This window comes from Marinobacter fonticola, assembly GCF_008122265.1.
GTDB classification, from domain to species: Bacteria; Pseudomonadota; Gammaproteobacteria; order Pseudomonadales; family Oleiphilaceae; genus Marinobacter_A; species Marinobacter_A fonticola.
Genome location: NZ_CP043042.1, coordinates 3,834,420 through 3,851,547 on the forward strand (window position 1 = coordinate 3,834,420; position 17,128 = coordinate 3,851,547).

The window sequence follows — 17,128 nt, forward strand, 5'->3', positions numbered from 1 at the left end:
CAAGACTGATGAGAGATCGCGCATCCGTATGAACGCTACGCCTGTAAATCGTGTCTATCTGTTCGGAACTTGCCTAGTCGATGTGTTCCACCCCCGCGCCGGTATGGCCGCCGTCCGTCTGCTGGAACGCGAGGGCATCTTCGTCGATTTCCCGCCCGAGCAAACCTGCTGCGGTCAGCCGCCTTATAACTCGGGCTACGATGAACAAGCTCGGGACGTTGCCCGGCAGGTGGTCGAGCGTTTCAGCGATCCGATCCCCGTTATCGTCCCCTCCGGTTCTTGTGCCGGTATGCTGCGCCACCACTACCCCAGCCTGCTCGCGGACGACCCCCTTGCCAACGCCGCACAGGATCTGGCGGCACGTACCTATGAGCTGCACGAATTTCTGAATCGCGTACTTAAGATTCGCCTGGAGGACCAGGGCGCCCCTGTCCGCGTGGCGATGCACACCGCGTGCTCCGCGCGGCGCGAGATGGGCGTACGGGACGATGGGCTCGCCCTGCTGGGTCAGTTGAAACACGTCGAAGTGTGCGAGCCGGAGAATGCAGAAGCCTGCTGCGGTTTCGGCGGCACCTTCGCGGTGAAAATGTCCGAGGTTTCCGCTGCCATGGCCTCAGATAAGTGCGGGGCGATCCGGGCCACCGGAGCCCGTCAGTTGCTGAGCAGCGACTGTGGCTGTCTGATGAATATCGACGGCATGCTGCGTAAGCAAGGACAGGACCTGAACGGCGAACATCTGGCAGAATTTATCTGGAAGCGGACGGGAGGCGAACCTTTATGAGTGGATTCAGCACCCATCCCGATCACGACTTCGACGTTCGCATCCACGATGCCCTGGGCAACGCGGAGTTACGCGAGAGTTTTCACGGGGCAATGCATTTTCTGCGGGATAAGCGTCGCACCCAGTTTCCGGACCCGAACGCCCTGGAAGCCCTGCGCGACCGTGGTGCCGCCATCCGCGACCGCGCGTTGGCCCGGCTGCCCGATTTGCTCGAGCAGCTCGAGCGCAACTGCACCCGCAACGGCATACAGGTGCATTGGGCGGAGACCGCCGAAGAGGCAAACACCCTGATTACCGGTCTGGTCAACGCCGCCCAGGGCAAACGCATCGTCAAAGGCAAATCGATGGCCACCGAGGAAATAGGCCTGAACTCGGCTTTCGAAGCCGCCGGCTTTACCTGCCTGGAATCCGATATGGGCGAATACATCGTCCAGCAAGCGAACGAAACGCCGTCCCACATCATCATGCCGGCGATTCATCGCAACAAGGCAAGCATCGCGCGTCAGTTCCACACGCAGATCCCCGAGACGCCGTACACGGAGGATGTGGATGAACTGATCGGCACCGGACGCCGGGTTCTGCGCCGGGCGTTTGCCGAGGCGGATGTGGGCATTTCCGGCGTCAATTTCGCGGTGGCCGAAACCGGCACCCTCTGCCTGGTGGAGAACGAAGGCAACGGCCGCATGTCCACCACGGTACCCGACATGCACATCGCCGTGATGGGTATCGAGAAAGTTATTGAGCGTTTGGCCGACCTGCCGGACCTACTGCGGCTGCTCACCCGGTCCGCCACCGGCCAGGCTGTCACGACTTATCTCAACTTGATCAGCAGCCCCCGCAAGCAAGACGAGTGCGACGGCCCGCGCCAGGTGCATTTGGTGCTTCTGGACAACGGCCGCAGTCGGATCTATGCCGACCGCCAGCTACGCGAAACCCTACGCTGTATCCGTTGCGGCGCATGCATGAATCATTGCCCCGTCTACGAGCGCTTGGGCGGACACGCTTACGGCACAGTTTACCCGGGGCCCATCGGACAGGTCGTCATGCCGCAACTGCACGGGCTTGACCGCGCCGGCAAGCTGACCCAGGCCTGCAGCCTCAACGGCGCCTGCGGCGAAGCCTGCCCCGTACGCATCCCCCTCCCCGACCTGATCCGCCGACTGCGGCATGAAGGTGTCACCCAGGACACCGGGAGTCCGGTCAAAGGCCATGGCCGCCAGCGCAAACCGGCAGAGGCGCTGACCTGGAAGATCTGGAGCCTGATCCACCGTACGCCTTGGCTCTATAGCCTGACCACCCACCTCGCCACCCGGGCGCGGAAGCTGTTGCCACCCTGGCCCCGCGCCTGGACAAACCACCGCGCACCGCTCGAACCTGCCGAACGGAGTTTCCGCGAGATGATGGAGCAGCGCGGACGTGATCCCGGAGGCAAGCAATGAACAGTAAAGAGCGCATCCTGGCCCGCTTGCGACACGGTCGCGCAAGCTCGCCGGCAACGCCCTACGATGCCGGTGGCAGCCCGGCGGAAACGCCCGTTCAGCTCGACATCGACAGCATGATTCAAGCGTTGGAAGCGGCACACGCCACAGTGTTTCGCTTACCGGCGAAGGACTGGCCCAACCATTTGGCCGGCTTGGCCAAGGAGCGGGAATGGACGCGCTGGTGGATCGGCCGCGACGAAGCTGGAAAAACCTGGCAAAACCGTGAGCCGAATTCGCCAGCCACCCTATTCACCGATTGGGACACCCAGAAACACGACCTCTTCGACAATGCGCAAGTCGCCCTTAGCCAAGCCCAGGGCGGCATTACCGAAACCGGCACCCTGATCGTCGAGAGCCATTCCAACGTGCCCCGCACGCTCTCGCTGGTGCCGCCGGTCCACATCGTGATCGTGCACGAGTCGACGCTGGTGGCCACGCTGCAGCAGGCGCTCGATCAGTATGGGCCAGGCAAGATGCCCACTAACCTGATCTTTATTTCCGGTCCCTCGAAGACCGCCGATATCCAACAAACCCTGGCCTATGGCGCTCATGGACCTAAAGAGCTGGTCGTTTATCTCTGCACCGCCGAGGACTGACCTGGCACTGAGGCCTATCCGCTATTTTCCTTTTTGGCGGGTGTAATTCGCTTACCGTTCTAAATATACCCTCGGTCGAGCTTGGTGCGTTCCGCCTTAGAGCGCATACGTTTTTACGGTATTTCTTTTGAAATCGCTGAAAACAACGCAGATAAACCGTGGATGGCCGGCAGCTTTCCCGAGACATTTAATTAGACCTGAAAATAAATCGCCATTCCGGTATACTCCGCGTCCCGTTTATTGCCGGGGGTTAAGGAGGGTGAGACAGAAGGAATTCGTGTAGCGCGATCGCACAAGCGTGCGGCCCTCTCTTGCTCCATAAAACGAGCCGTCAATGCCCATAAGAAGGCATTCGCATCAGCACCAAGACCTAAGTGCTGAGACCGAGATAGTAGTGCCGAGACCAAGACATTAGCGCCGTGAGAGGGAGGCCCATGAATTCCATCGTCAACGTCCCCGAAAATTTTTCCAACCGTATTCCCACCGTGGAATTTGAAGAGCGCCGCTTCCAGGTCTACACCGACCGCCAGCTCGACAAGATCGAAGCCATTCAATCGCTGCCCGAAGACACCCTTTTCGAGATGAAGGTGGTCTCCAGCGTGCTACCGTTTCGGGTCAACGAGTATGTAATCAACGAGCTCATCAACTGGGACAAGGTCCCCAACGACCCGCTCTATCAATTGGTTTTTCCCCAACGCGAGATGCTCAAGGCCGAGCACTATGAGCGCATGGCCCAGCTGCATCGCAGTGGCGCCGACAAGAAGGAGATCCAAGCGGTCGCCAAAGAGATTCGCGAGGAACTGAACCCGCATCCGGCGGGCCAAATGCAGATGAATCTGCCTGAGCTGGATGGCGAAGTTCTCGAGGGCGTGCAGCACAAATACCGGGAAACCGTGCTCTTCTTCCCCGCCCAGGGCCAGACATGCCACTCCTACTGCACCTTCTGCTTCCGCTGGGCACAGTTCGTCGGCGATAAAGACCTGAAAATGTCCAGCACCGATGCCGAGAAACTGCACGGCTACCTGCGCGAACATACCGAGATTTCCGACCTGCTGGTCACCGGCGGCGATCCCATGGTGATGAAAACCAAGAACCTGGTGCAGTACCTGGAGCCATTGCTGGAGCCAGAGTACGACCACATCCAGACCGTCCGTATCGGTACCAAGGCACTGACCTTCTGGCCATACCGCTTCGTCACCGACAAGGACGCGGACGCGTTGATCGACCTGTTTGCACGCCTGGTCGACGGCGGCAAGCACGTCGCCATCATGGCCCACTATAACCACTGGCAGGAAATCACCACCGACATCGCCGAAGAAGCGATCCGCCGTATCCGCGCTACCGGCGCCGAGATCCGTGCTCAGGGCCCCATTATCAAGCACGTCAACGACGACGCCGAAGCCTGGTCCAAGATGTGGAAGAAGCAGGTGAAGCTGGGCATCATCCCCTACTACATGTTCGTCGAGCGGGACACCGGCGCAAAGAACTACTTCGAACTCCCACTCGCGCAGGCGTACGACATCTACCGCGAAGCTATGAAGCAAGTCTCCGGCCTTGGCCGCACCGCCCGCGGCCCCTCCATGAGCGCAGGTCCGGGCAAAGTCGAAGTCCAGGGTATTGCCGAAATCAAAGGCGAAAAGGTTTTCGTCCTACGCTTCCTCCAGGGCCGCAACCCGGATTGGGTCCAGCGTCCGTTCTTCGCCAAGTACAGCGACACAGCGACCTGGCTGCATGAGCTGGAGCCGGCCTTCGGAGAGGAGAAGTTCTTCTTTGAGGACGAATATGAGGCGATGAGGAAGGGGAATGGTTAAGCCGCATTCGCACGACTCGGAAGCCGGACCTTGTGTCCGGTTTTTTTGAGAGCAAAGCAGGTCAATCTGGACGACAAGAACGAGGAAATCTCTACCCCACCCCACGGGGCTAACGGGGCTAACGCTTCGGCACAAACCCTTCCGGCTTATCCTTCAACCACTCGACGAACGTCCGCAGTTCTTCAAGCGCCAGCAGCTTCTCCCGGGTGTTGAAGGTCATCCCCAGTTCATATTCCGAGCAGGCTGAGTGAATGGCATTATGGCAAGGTCGGCAGACCCAGAGGGTTCGGGTGATCATGTCTTCACGGCTAAACAGTTTCCGGAAGCGCTTCTTGCTGTGCAAACGGCGGGGAATAAGATGGTGCCGTGTGAGCTTGGCCACGGGGCGCTGGCAAAGCTCACAGGCTTCCGGCTGGGGCGGGAGTTTCAGCATCGTCACGATACCGCTCCCGCAGCCACCGGTTGATCAGTGCATGAGGGTATACAGTTTACGGCGGTAGGTACGCACATCCGGATTGCTATTGCCCAGTTTATCGAACAGTTCCACCAGGGTCGTCTTAGCCACGCCCTCTTTGTAGCCGGCATCCACCTGCATCAGACGGATCAGCAGCGCCATGGCCTCGGCGTTGTTCTCCTTCAGTACGTGCTGGAGCGCCAGCTGGTGCAATGCTTCGCTATCCTTGGGATCGGCTTCCAGCCGCTTTTCCAGCTCAGCCACCGGGGGTAGCTGGCCCGCCTGTTCCATGAACTTCAGACGGGCGACCAACTGGCGCGCATGAGGCTGCATTTTGTCCTCGGGCGCCAGACTGTCGAGAATCTGCTGAGCCGTTTCGGCGTCACCAAGCTCCGCCTTGATCTGTGCCAGATCGATGAGCACGGCGGTATCGTTCGGGTCTTGCTGATTCAAAGTGGTCAGGATGGCCAGTGCGCCCTCGAGATCCCCTTCTTCCCATAGACGGTTGGCCTTGTCGTGGGGGTTCTCTTCCGGCGGCTCGACATGCTTGTCCAGCACCTTGCGTATCTCGCCCTCAGTCAATGCGCCGTTGAACCCGTCAACGGCCTGGCCGTTCTTGATCAACATCACCGTGGGCAAGCTGCGGACACCCAGATGGCCGGTTAGCTCCTGCTGCTCGTCGGCGTTCACCTTAGCCAGGGCGAAGGCGCCTTTGTATTCCGTCGCCAATCGCTCCAATACCGGCATCAACTGCTTGCAGGGCTCGCACCAATCGGCCCACACATCCACCAGCACCGGCGCCTGCATGGAAGCCTGCAAGACCTTTTCCTGGAAGTTCTCGAGGGTGGCATCAAAGATGTAGGACGTCTCACTCATGGTGCAAACCTTGTCTGTTATCAGATCGGAGCAAATCCGACGGCAAAAGTGGTGGTAATGAACGAAGCTCTACTATGGAGTCAATGGCGCTAAATTCAAGCTCCCCGATTACGTACGCAGTGGCTTGAAATTACAGACGGTGCCGTCACATACGAAAGATACTGGTTCACATCTGAAGATATTGGTTCACATCTAATAGGGACACAGAGCGACAATGACTGACGCACACCACGACGACGATGAAACCATGGAATATATCGGCAAGGACGAGAACCGGCAAAGCCTGGCACTGCCCCAGCAGATGATGCCCAAGCGCATGTATCTGCTGCCGGTCCAGAACAGGCCGTTCTTCCCGGCTCAGGTTCAGCCCGTCGTGGTGAACCAGGATCCCTGGCAAGAAACCCTTAAGCGCGTTGGCGAAACCGACCATCACGTGGTGGGCCTTTGCTTCGTCGATGCCGATGAGGAGATGAACGTCCCGGAAAGCGACGACCTGGAAATCATGGGCTGTGCCGCACGGGTTCACCAAAGCCAACGGGAGAGCGGCAAGATCCAGTTCATCGCCCAAGGCCTGCAGCGCTTCCGTATTGTACAGTGGCTGCGTCGCAAGCCGCCTTACCTGGTGGAAGTCAGCTACCCCCAGGAACCGGAGGAAAATGCGGACGAGCTGAAGGCCTATACGCTGGCCATTATCAGCGCCATCAAGGATCTGCTGCGCACCAACCCGCTCTACGGTGAAGAGGTGAAACAGTACCTATCCCGCTTCGGGCCGGACGACAGCTCGCCGCTGGCCGATTTCGGCGCTTCGATGACCAGCGCCAAGGGTCCGGAACTGCAGGATGTACTCGATACCGTACCGCTGCTACGCCGCATGGAGAAAGTCCTGCTACTGATGCGCAAGGAGCAGGAAGTTGCCCGCTTGCAAGCGGAAATCAACGACGAGGTGAACACCAAGGTCCAGAAGCACCAGCGAGAATTCTTCCTACGCGAGCAGCTCAAGGTGATCCAGCGCGAACTGGGTATGTCCAAGGACGACAAGACCGCCGACGTGGAGCGGTTCAAAACCCGCATGGCGGAACTGGAACCACCCGAACACGTGCAGCAGCGCTTCGACGACGAGGTACAGAAGCTATCTGTGCTGGAACAGGGCTCGCCCGAATATGGCGTCACCCGCAACTATCTCGACTGGCTGACGCAAGTGCCTTGGGGCCGATACTCTGAGGATCACTTCGACCTTGCCGCTGCGCGTCAGGTTCTGGACCGGGATCACGATGGCCTCGAAGACGTCAAAGACCGCATCATTGAGTTTCTCGCTGAAGGGGCGTACCGCGGAGAAGTTTCGGGCTCCATCGTTTTGCTGGTCGGCCCGCCCGGCGTCGGCAAGACGTCCGTTGGCCGCTCTGTTGCCGATGCATTAGGTCGCAAGTTCTACCGCTTCAGCCTGGGCGGTATGCGCGACGAAGCGGAGATTAAGGGCCATCGCCGAACCTATATCGGCGCCATGCCCGGCAAGCTGGTGCAGGCACTGAAGGATTCCCAGGTGTCGAATCCGGTGATCATGTTGGACGAAATCGATAAAGTCGGCGCTTCTTTTCAGGGCGATCCGGCCTCAGCCCTGCTGGAAACCCTCGACCCGGAGCAGAACAGCGATTTCCTGGACCACTACCTGGATGTGCGCATGGACCTGTCCAAGGTTCTGTTCATCTGCACCGCCAACGTGCTGGATACCATTCCGCGTCCGCTGCTCGACCGCATGGATGTCATCCGCCTGTCCGGCTATATCACGGAGGAAAAGCTGGCCATCGCCAAGCATCACCTGCTGCCTCGATTGCTCAAAAGAGCGGGACTGCTCAAGAAACAGCTCAACATTACCGACGCCGCCATCCGCCAGGTGATCGAAGGTTATGCCCGAGAATCCGGCGTGCGTAACCTGGAAAAGACACTGCACAAAATCGTCCGCAAGGGCATTGTTAAACTGCTGGAAGAGCCGGATACACCGATCAAGGTCGGTGTTGGCGACCTGCAGGACTTTCTGGGGCAGCCGTACTTCAAAAAGGAGAAGTCGCTTAAGGGTATCGGCGTGGTGAGCGGCCTGGCTTGGACAGCCATGGGCGGGGCGACGCTGAGCATCGAAGCGTCGCGCATTCATTCCAGCCAGCGCGGTTTCAAACTCACCGGGCAACTGGGTGACGTCATGCGGGAGTCGGCGGATATTGCCTACAGTTACGTCTCTTCGAATCTCAAACGCTACAAGGGCGATCCGACGTTTTTCGACAAATCCTTCGTGCACCTGCACGTCCCCGAGGGCGCGACACCGAAAGACGGCCCCAGCGCAGGCGTCACCATGGCCACCGCCTTGCTGTCCATCGCCCGGAAGGAAGCACCCCAGCCGGGCATTGCCATGACCGGCGAATTAACGCTGACAGGCCAGGTGCTCCCCGTGGGGGGCATCCGCGAAAAAGTGATTGCCGCACGGCGCCAGAAGATCAATACATTAATCTTGCCGGAAGCCAACCGCGGTGATTACGAAGAGTTGCCTGATTATTTGAAAGAGGGACTGGATGTGCATTTCGCGAAGCATTTTTCGGATGTTTATCCGGTGTGTTTCAGCCACAAACCCCGCGGTGGAACCAGCGTCCATTAATCATGCGTCGTAGTTTTACGGCATGCCCTGCAGGCCTCTCTGCCAGCGGCCTGCAGGGTCCGGAAAACTTCGTACGCGCAATCCACTATGGCTGGGATTCAAGCCGATACTTATACTTCTAAACATTGAATTCATCGCAATCGCGTCGAATTCCTGTCATCTGAGAAGAGCCCATTAGGCGTCACGTTTGTGGCGTCTTTTTTTTGCTCCGGGAAAGGCTCACGCGCCCGAAGCCCTCGCCTCCCCCGACATCCGATCAACGGTTGCCGATAAAACGCGCCACCAGATCATGCAGACCAAACAGTGAACTCTCGTGCTTGTAGTCCTTTATCGAGACTGGTAACTGTGGCCCCTAGCGCTTCTTCTGAGCCTTCCAACCGTCTTCACGGTTGATCGGTCCTAAATCGAGAACAGGCGAGGCGTCGATTTCATCCGCATCCATCATGTTGGCCACGCGCTGAAGAGAAGCCACGATCATGCTCTGCTCCCATTCGTGGAGGTTCTGGAACTTCTGGATGAACTCTTCCTGCAAAGGCTGGGGAGCGGAGGCCAGCAGGGCGGCCCCGTCGTCGGTAAGGTGCGCATGAACTTTACGCTTATCCGAGGTGCTGCGTACCCGATACACCAGCTTGCGATGCTCAAGACGATCGAGGATTGTGGTCACCGTCGCCTGACTCAGACTGACTTTGTCCGCAATGGTCCCAATGGTCACCTGACCGAGATCCCGGATCGTCCGCATAATCAGCAACTGGGGCGCCGTAAGCCCGGCATTTTTACTGAGTCGCTTGGAATGAAGATCGGTTGCGCGAATCACGCGCCTGAGAGCGACAAGCACCTGCTCGTAATTATTCATGAAGGTATCCCACTCTGCCGGATCGGCAAGCTCGCGATTATAGTGTCCCATCTTTTTCGAGTACAAAACTTTCTCGTCCAACATACTTTCCAATATCACGACCTTGTTGGCCCGCGAAACCTCGAGAAGCTTCCGGCACTGAGGGCGCCAGCCACATCCGGGTTACACATCGGCGCAGACTCTTGCTCAAAAGACAACGATAGCCATAAACATTGTTTATAACTCTAACTATTTGAGCACGTAAAGTCTAATCAGATGTTTTTACAGGGTTTTGCCTCCTAGCGCCCGGTGAGGCACTATGCAGGATGCCCGCGCGGAGAGCGGCGGCAAAAGGCCTGAGTGGCCAACCGTTAATCGTTTATGCTTCAAAATAACCAGGACCGTGATGACGACATTTAGGGAATGGCTCCCTCAACACCGCTATGCAACGCTTATCCGCACGGAGCTGCCTCATCGCCTCATCGTGCCCCGTTTGTTGCTTAAAGTTTTGTTCACTAAAACTTTAATGCTCAAAACGACGTTCCTTGCAGCGACCCTATTCCTTGCCCTGACCGCCCCGATCTCCCTCGCTCAGACCGTGGAGCCCGCCGAAGAGGAGGCGCCGACAAGCGCTGACGCCGAAGACGTACGCGAGCGCGTGAACGCCCTGGAAGAACCGCTCTATAACCCGTTCGTCGAACGCTACCTTCTTGACGAGGTCAAGATACTGCGTACCGAAATGCTGAACACGCGGGCCGAACTGATCGAGAAAGTGGTCGATAAAGAGCTCACTGTGGCGGACAAAACCATGTCCTACGCCACCGACACCGTGACCTACTTTTTCTACCTGATTGCCGGTGCCACCTCGATTCTCGTTGTCATCGGCTGGAACTCCATTCGCGATATGCGCAACCAGTTGCACAGCGTGGCCGAAAAACGGGTGAACGAACTGGTGGTGGAATACGAGAAGCGCCTGAAATTCATCGAGGAACAGCTGCAGCAGAAGTCGGACATTATCAATCGGAACCAGGAAGAGATCGAACGCACCAACGAAGTGCACTCCCTATGGCTTAAGGCCAGCCAGGAAACGTCCCAGCAAAACAAGATCTCTGTTTACGACCAGATTCTCGATCTGCGCCCGGACGACGTCGAGGCGCTCAGCTACAAAGCCGACGCGGTGCTGGAGCTGAACGAACCCCTATGGGCCATCAGTTTGTGCCTGCGCGCCCTCAAACTAGCGCCGGAAAACGGCCATGCCCACTACCAGCTGGCGTGCGCCTACGCGGAGATTGGTCGCTGGGAAGACGCCATCAAAACCCTCACCAGCGCCATTGAAATGGGCGAGGCCTATCGTGACGATGCCTCGGTGGATCCAAGCTTCGATCGCCTGCGGGATTTCGACCAATTCAAACAGCTGGTCAGTCCCGATAATCTGGATGACCCGGACCTGACACCGCCTTCGGCTTGATACTGGCACGAACCCTGCCCGTTTCACGAACTTCGCGACTTGAGTCGCTACCGGACAATTGCTTGGTTCTTCTTGCACCGTTTCTTGACAACGAAGAACGGGTGGTGTTTGTTTGTTGCATCGTCACGATTGGCATCGGCCCTTGTGACTGCATAAAAGATCAAAAAAATATTCTCAGAGATATCCAAGGCAGGACACACCAACATGAAAACCAAACTGAACAAGCTTGTTGTCGGGGTAGGCGCTTCTCTGGCCGTTATGGCCGCAGGTACGGCCCACGCCGAAATCAAAATCGGTATCGCGGGGCCGATGACCGGTGCTGTCGCTCAATACGGCGACATGCAATTCTCCGGCGCTCGCATGGCGATTGAGCAAATCAACAAGAATGGCGGCGTGATGGGAGAAGAGCTTGTCGCGGTCGAACAGGACGACGTTTGCGATCCGAAACAGGCCGTCTCCGTAGCCAACAACATGGTCAACGAAGGCGTGCGCTACGTGGTGGGTCATCTGTGCTCCAGCTCCACGCAACCGGCGTCCGACATCTACGAGGATGAAGGCATCCTGATGGTGACGCCGGCCTCCACCAGCCCGGCGATCACCGAGCGCGGCTACGAGCTGGTCTTCCGCACTATCGGCTTGGACAGCATGCAGGGCCCGGTGGCCGGCAACTACATTGTTTCGCAGAAGCCAGAGCGCGTTGCCGTCATTCACGACAAGCAGCAGTACGGTGAAGGGATTGCCAGCGCGGTCAAGTCCACGCTGGAAGACAAGGACATCAACGTGGTGATGTATGAAGGCGTCACCGCCGGTCAGAAAGACTTCTCTTCTCTGGTGACCAAGCTCAAGCAGGCCAATGTGGACTTCGTCTACTACGGTGGCTACCACCCGGAACTGGGCTTAATCCTGCGCCAGGCCGAACAGGCAGAGCTGGATGCCCAGTTCATGGGACCTGAAGGCGTGGGCAACAAAGATATCAATACCATTGCTGGCGGCGCGGCCGAGGGCCTGCTCGTGACCTTGCCACCGAGCTTCGACCAGCAGGCCGAGAACCAGGAACTGGTCGCGGCCTTCGAGGAAAAAGGGGAAGACCCCTCCGGCCCGTTCGTATTGACCTCTTACGCCGCCGTACAGCTGATTGCCGAGGGCATCGAAAAAGCCGAATCCAAGGATCCGTTCGACGTGGCCCAGGCCCTGCGCGAAAGCTCATTCGAGACGCCGATCGGCACGGTTGAGTACGACAAATCGGGCGACCTGAAATCGTTCGAGTTCGTTGTGTACGAATGGCATTCAGATGGCAGCAAAACTCCGGTAAACTAAGCACCGTTAAAAATCAGTAATGGAAGCGAGAGTCGTGGCGCCATCGCCCGCGCTCTCCGCTAACACCTTCCCTCATAAGGGGAAGGTGTTTTTTTGGAACCCTGATTGCATTTCATGGATGTAAGCGTTTGAGCACTGCGCCACAAGCAGCTTTCCGTCCGTGTTAATGCAAACAGGGTTTTTCTATATCGGAGTTCCAAAAAAAATGAACGATGTACTGTACTTTCTCCAACAGCTCATCAACGGGCTGACGGTAGGAAGCGCTTACGCCCTGATCGCCATCGGCTACACCATGGTGTACGGCATTATCGGCATGATCAACTTCGCCCACGGTGAAATCTACATGATCGGCGCCTATGTCTCGCTGATCGTGATCACCGGCCTGGCAGTAATGAGTCCGGCCTGGCTCCCCCTGGTCCTTCTTGTGGCCCTGATCTGTGCGGTAATCGTTTCCAGCTCCATGGGCTGGGCTGTCGAGCGCGTTGCCTATCGTCCCGTTCGCGGACAACACCGGCTGATCCCGCTGATTTCCGCCATCGGTATGTCCATCTTCCTGCAGAACTACGTCCACCTGGCTCAAGGCTCACGCAACATCGGCTTCCCGCTGTTGATCGAAGGCGGCCTGTCCCTCGGTGGCACTGAAGACGGTTTCCAGGCTTCATTGTCCTACATGCAGATTACGATTTTTGTCACCACACTGATCTGCATGACCGCGCTTTCCCTGTTCATCTCCCGGTCCCGCATCGGACGCGCTTGCCGTGCGGTGTCCCAGGACCGAAAAATGTCCAACCTGCTGGGCATCGACACTAACCGCATCATTGCTGCAACGTTCGTGATCGGCGCCGCTCTGGCAGCCGTCGCAGGTCTGTTGCTGGGCATGTACTACGGTTCCATCGATCCACTGTTTGGCTTCATCGCCGGCCTCAAGGCGTTTACCGCAGCGGTATTGGGCGGTATCGGCAGCATCCCCGGCGCCATGCTGGGCGGTCTCATCCTCGGCGTGGGCGAAAGTTTCACCGCTGGCTATTTGAGCAGCGAGTATAAAGATGTGGTGTCCTTCGGACTACTGATCCTCATCCTCCTGTTCCGGCCCACCGGCCTTCTCGGCAAACCGGAAGTGGAGAAGATCTGATGGTTGCACAGAATTTCCGACACGCGCTGTTCTGCGCGTTCATCACACTGATTATCTCCTATCCGATCCTGGGGCTCGATTTGGTTGCCCAAGGCATCGATATCAAGCTGGAAGGCGGCGATACCTCCACGTTTATCGGCATCGCGCTGGCCGTACTGGCTGTCTTCCTGTTCCAGCTCTTCCGGCCGGCCGTCATGGGTGGTTTGAGCGCGCTCAAAACCATCAACCCGCTAGCAGACCGGGCCCCCATGCCCGAAGCCAAGCGCCAGCTGCTGGAAAAAGCCGTGATCATGCTGATTGTCGTGGGCGCCCTGATCTGGCCGTTTATGGGCTCACGGGGCGCGGTGGACCTGGCGACTCTGGTACTGATCTACGTCATCCTCGCTCTGGGCCTGAACGTGGTGGTCGGCCTGGCGGGACTGCTTGATCTGGGCTACGTGGCCTTCTATGCGGTCGGCGCCTATACATTCGCGCTGCTGTCCCAGTATTTCGGCGTATCCTTCTGGTTCGCCTTGCCCCTCGGCGCTATCCTGGCCGCTGCTTTCGGCTTTGTACTGGGCTTTCCGGTACTGCGGCTGCGCGGCGACTATCTGGCGATCGTGACTCTGGGTTTCGGTGAGATTATCCGGATTCTGCTGAACAACCTGACCTGGCTCACGGGCGGACCCAACGGCATAGGCGGCATTCCCGAACCCACCCTGTTCGGCATGGAATTCGGTCGCCGCGTCAAGGAGGAAGGCAACACCTCATTCCATGAAACTTTCGGTCTGGCCTATGACAGTACCGACAAAGTCATCTTCCTCTACTTGATCGCTTTGGTACTGGCATTGATTACCCTGGTTGTCATTCGCCGCCTGATCCGCATGCCTGTCGGCCGCTCCTGGGAGGCGCTACGCGAGGATGAGATCGCAGCTCGTTCACTGGGCCTGAGCCGGACCGGCGTGAAGCTCTCCGCGTTCACCATCGGCGCGTTCTTCGCCGGTTTCGCCGGTACCGTGTTTGCCTCCAAGCAGGGCTTTATCAGCCCGGAATCGTTTGTTTTCCTCGAGTCCGCCATCATTCTGGCCATCGTGGTGCTGGGCGGCATGGGGTCGCAGCTGGGCGTTATCCTCGCCGCTATCGCCGTGACCATCCTGCCGGAACTGGCACGTGAGTTCTCGGAATACCGCATGCTGATTTTCGGCGCCGCCATGGTGCTGATGATGGTCTGGCGTCCGCAAGGCCTGCTGCCCATGAGCCGTGTCCATATCAAACTCAAACAGCAGGAGTGACCGAGCATGCTTGACGTACGCAATCTGTCCATGCGATTCGGCGGCCTGCTGGCTGTGGACCAGGTATCGCTGGACGTAAAGGAACGGGAAATCGTTTCCATCATCGGCCCCAACGGGGCCGGAAAAACCACGGTGTTTAACTGCCTGAGCGGCTTCTATCGCCCTACCGGCGGCCAAATCCTGTTCAAGGGTCAGGAGATCCAAGGCAAACCGGACTACAAAATCTCCCGCCTGGGATTGGTTCGCACTTTCCAGCACGTGCGGCTATTCAACAAGATGACGGTGGTGGAAAACCTGCTGGTGGCCCAGAACCGTCACCTGAACACAAATCTGTTTGCCGGCCTGATAAAGACCCCGGATTACCGCAAGCGGGAAGAAAAATCCTTAGAGCGCGCATCTTACTGGCTGGAACGGGTTGGTCTGCTGGAACTGGCCAACCGGGATGCCGGCAACCTGGCCTACGGTCAGCAGCGCCGTCTGGAAATTGCCCGCTGCATGGTCACCGAGCCCGAGCTGCTGATGCTGGATGAACCGGCAGCCGGCCTGAACCCGAACGAGACCCGCGAACTCAACGAGCTGATCATCAGCCTGAAGGAAGACTACTGCGTCTCCGTTGTGCTGATCGAACACGACATGAGCCTTGTAATGGGCATCTCCGACCGGATCAACGTCATCAACCAAGGCCGCCCGCTGGCCAGCGGGACGCCGGATGAAATCCGGCAGAACGATGACGTCATCAAGGCCTACTTGGGCGAGGAGTAAGGATCAACCATGCTGGTACTTGAAAACATCCATACCCATTACGGGAAAATCGAGGCGCTGCATGGCGTCTCGGTTGAGATCCAGAAGGGCGAGATCGTTTCGCTAATCGGCGCCAACGGCGCTGGCAAAACCACCTTGTTGATGACGGTGTGCGGGGATCCGCAGGCCAGTTCCGGGCGTGTACTGTTCGAGGACGAAGACATCACCCACAAACCGACGGCGGACATCATGCGCTCCGGGATTGCCATCGTGCCGGAAGGGCGACGCGTATTCCCGGGCCTGACAGTTGAAGAGAACCTGCACATGGGCGGTTTCTTCAATAGCAAGGCAGAAATACGTAAGAGTCAGGCCCACGTGTTCGAACTATTCCCCCGCTTGAAGGAGCGAATGCATCAGCGCGCGGGCACGATGTCCGGCGGTGAACAGCAAATGCTGGCCATTGGCCGCGCGTTGATGTCCAAGCCGAAGATGATCATCCTCGACGAACCCTCTCTCGGCCTGGCACCGATCATCATCAAGCAGATCTTTAGCATCATTGGCACCTTGCGCGACGAAGGCATCACCGTCTTCCTCGTTGAGCAGAATGCCAAGCAGGCATTGAAGCTGGCCGATCGGGGTTATGTGCTGGAAACCGGACGCATTCGCCTGGAGGATTCCGGCGAAAACCTGCTGGCCAACGAAGATGTACAAAAGGCCTACCTCGGCGGCTAGCGCCGTGCATCCTTCTACCCTCCGGATGACAGCGTCTTTCAGGACGGGATAAAGCAAGCACAAAAGCCGGGCCTCAAAACCCCGGCTTTTTCTATGCCTTCCACGGCATGCTCCCAGCGTATGAATGAGCATTCTGCCCAGTGCATATGGTAAGCACTCTGGCGAACACAACGGGAGAGCGACGACGGGCCGAGTCTTTTAGCGAAGTGAATTCATTGGATGAGGTGGCTAACTCTCTTTAAAGAATATACAAGAGCACCGTATTTACTTTTTTATCCATACAATCAGTAAATTGAGCACAATGAACCATCGCGGCTGACGGATTATGTTCTATACTCGAGACAACGGTCAGGTATCCGCGGCTGACGACCACCCGCGCGATCAAAAACGTCAGGGCCGTTAGTCATTGTTTTCACATCGATGATAAAACACGACAAGGAGTTGAATAATGAAAAAATTGATCGCAGGTGCCATGCTTTTAGGCGCGTCCAGCCTTGCCTTCGCTCAACCGGGTTGTGGTGTAGGCGCCATGATCTGGAAGGGCCAGTCGGGTATTGCTCCGCATGTCCTGGCAGCGACCACTAACGGCACGTTCGGCAACCAGACCTTTGGCATGACCACCGGTACCCTGGGCTGTAATACCAACGAGTCCGTTAAATCCATGGCCATGTACATGGACAGCAATATCGACAAGATCGCCCGTGATATGTCACGCGGCGAAGGCGAAAACCTCGACACCCTGGCTGTCTTACTGAACGTGGAGCAGAACGACCGCGCGGCGTTCCGCCAGCTGCTTCAGGACAACTTCGCAACCGTTTTCCCGTCTTCCGACACTACGTCTGACGAAGCGGTTTCCGCCATCGTTGCCCTGCTGGAATCTCACGCGTCATTCAGCAAGTACGTCGCCTAATTCAGCGGCACAGGGATGAATCACGCACCAGGGACGGTGCATCGACCGGCTTCGGCCATTCCCACCCTGATCGACTCGAGTC

Annotated in this window: 15 protein-coding genes; 12 read left to right on the forward strand and 3 right to left on the reverse strand. The window is 57.8% G+C overall.

Going from position 1 to position 17,128, the window contains the following annotated elements:
* Positions 1-28 precede the first annotated feature (28 nt).
* From FXO11_RS17065 to FXO11_RS17080, 4 genes are all read left to right on the forward strand, one after another.
* Entirely contained in the window at positions 29-781 is a 753-nt protein-coding gene (locus FXO11_RS17065; protein WP_148864151.1) for a (Fe-S)-binding protein, read from the forward strand.
* The gene (locus tag FXO11_RS17070) at positions 778-2,220 is read left to right on the forward strand and encodes a LutB/LldF family L-lactate oxidation iron-sulfur protein (RefSeq protein ID WP_148864152.1); all 1,443 of its coding nucleotides are present in this window, start codon (positions 778-780) and stop codon (positions 2,218-2,220) included. Before FXO11_RS17065 ends, FXO11_RS17070 begins: the two co-directional genes overlap by 4 nt.
* The gene (locus FXO11_RS17075; protein ID WP_148864153.1) at positions 2,217-2,858 is read left to right on the forward strand and encodes a LutC/YkgG family protein; all 642 of its coding nucleotides are present in this window, start codon (positions 2,217-2,219) and stop codon (positions 2,856-2,858) included. The genes FXO11_RS17070 and FXO11_RS17075 overlap by 4 nt, the downstream gene beginning before the upstream one ends.
* A gap of 434 nt (positions 2,859-3,292) precedes the next feature.
* Entirely contained in the window at positions 3,293-4,669 is a 1,377-nt protein-coding gene (locus FXO11_RS17080) for a KamA family radical SAM protein (protein ID WP_148864154.1), read from the forward strand.
* Between the two features lie 118 nt (positions 4,670-4,787).
* Here the strand turns inward: FXO11_RS17080 and FXO11_RS17085 are convergent, their stop codons facing one another.
* Both FXO11_RS17085 and trxA read right to left on the reverse strand, forming a co-directional pair.
* Positions 4,788-5,102, reverse strand: a complete 315-nt coding sequence (locus FXO11_RS17085) for a hypothetical protein (protein ID WP_148864966.1) — start codon at positions 5,100-5,102, stop codon at positions 4,788-4,790.
* Positions 5,103-5,135: 33 nt separating this feature from the next.
* Positions 5,136-5,999 carry a thioredoxin gene (trxA, locus tag FXO11_RS17090; RefSeq protein WP_148864155.1) on the reverse strand — a complete coding sequence of 288 codons (864 nt, stop codon included), beginning with the start codon at positions 5,997-5,999 and terminating at the stop codon, positions 5,136-5,138.
* A 214-nt stretch (positions 6,000-6,213) separates the two neighbouring features.
* On the opposite strand from trxA, the gene lon reads away from it, so the two are divergent.
* Positions 6,214-8,643: an endopeptidase La gene (gene lon, locus FXO11_RS17095; RefSeq protein ID WP_148864156.1), complete on the forward strand. Its 2,430-nt coding sequence runs from the start codon at positions 6,214-6,216 to the stop codon at positions 8,641-8,643.
* A 352-nt stretch (positions 8,644-8,995) separates the two neighbouring features.
* Here the strand turns inward: lon and FXO11_RS17100 are convergent, their stop codons facing one another.
* On the reverse strand, positions 8,996-9,496 hold the full coding sequence (locus tag FXO11_RS17100; RefSeq protein WP_148864967.1) for a MarR family winged helix-turn-helix transcriptional regulator: 501 nt from the start codon (positions 9,494-9,496) through the stop codon (positions 8,996-8,998).
* A 505-nt stretch (positions 9,497-10,001) separates the two neighbouring features.
* On the opposite strand from FXO11_RS17100, the gene FXO11_RS17105 reads away from it, so the two are divergent.
* The 7 genes from FXO11_RS17105 to FXO11_RS17135 all read left to right on the forward strand — a co-directional run bounded on the left by FXO11_RS17105 (position 10,002) and on the right by FXO11_RS17135 (position 17,046).
* Entirely contained in the window at positions 10,002-10,943 is a 942-nt protein-coding gene (locus tag FXO11_RS17105; RefSeq protein ID WP_148864157.1) for a TPR end-of-group domain-containing protein, read from the forward strand.
* Positions 10,944-11,147: 204 nt separating this feature from the next.
* Positions 11,148-12,260, forward strand: a complete 1,113-nt coding sequence (locus FXO11_RS17110) for a branched-chain amino acid ABC transporter substrate-binding protein (RefSeq protein ID WP_148864158.1) — start codon at positions 11,148-11,150, stop codon at positions 12,258-12,260.
* Positions 12,261-12,465: 205 nt separating this feature from the next.
* A complete protein-coding gene (gene livH, locus FXO11_RS17115) occupies positions 12,466-13,392 on the forward strand; it encodes a high-affinity branched-chain amino acid ABC transporter permease LivH (RefSeq protein ID WP_148864159.1) in 927 nt (308 codons plus the stop codon).
* Positions 13,392-14,663, forward strand: a complete 1,272-nt coding sequence (locus tag FXO11_RS17120; RefSeq protein ID WP_148864160.1) for a high-affinity branched-chain amino acid ABC transporter permease LivM — start codon at positions 13,392-13,394, stop codon at positions 14,661-14,663. The genes livH and FXO11_RS17120 overlap by 1 nt, the downstream gene beginning before the upstream one ends.
* 6 nt (positions 14,664-14,669) lie before the next feature.
* Positions 14,670-15,425, forward strand: a complete 756-nt coding sequence (gene livG / locus FXO11_RS17125; protein ID WP_148864161.1) for a high-affinity branched-chain amino acid ABC transporter ATP-binding protein LivG — start codon at positions 14,670-14,672, stop codon at positions 15,423-15,425.
* 9 nt (positions 15,426-15,434) lie between these two features.
* Positions 15,435-16,136, forward strand: coding sequence for an ABC transporter ATP-binding protein (locus FXO11_RS17130; RefSeq protein WP_148864162.1), 702 nt, complete (start codon positions 15,435-15,437; stop codon positions 16,134-16,136).
* 448 nt (positions 16,137-16,584) lie between these two features.
* Positions 16,585-17,046 carry a DUF3015 domain-containing protein gene (locus FXO11_RS17135; protein WP_148864163.1) on the forward strand — a complete coding sequence of 154 codons (462 nt, stop codon included), beginning with the start codon at positions 16,585-16,587 and terminating at the stop codon, positions 17,044-17,046.
* Positions 17,047-17,128 lie beyond the last annotated feature (82 nt).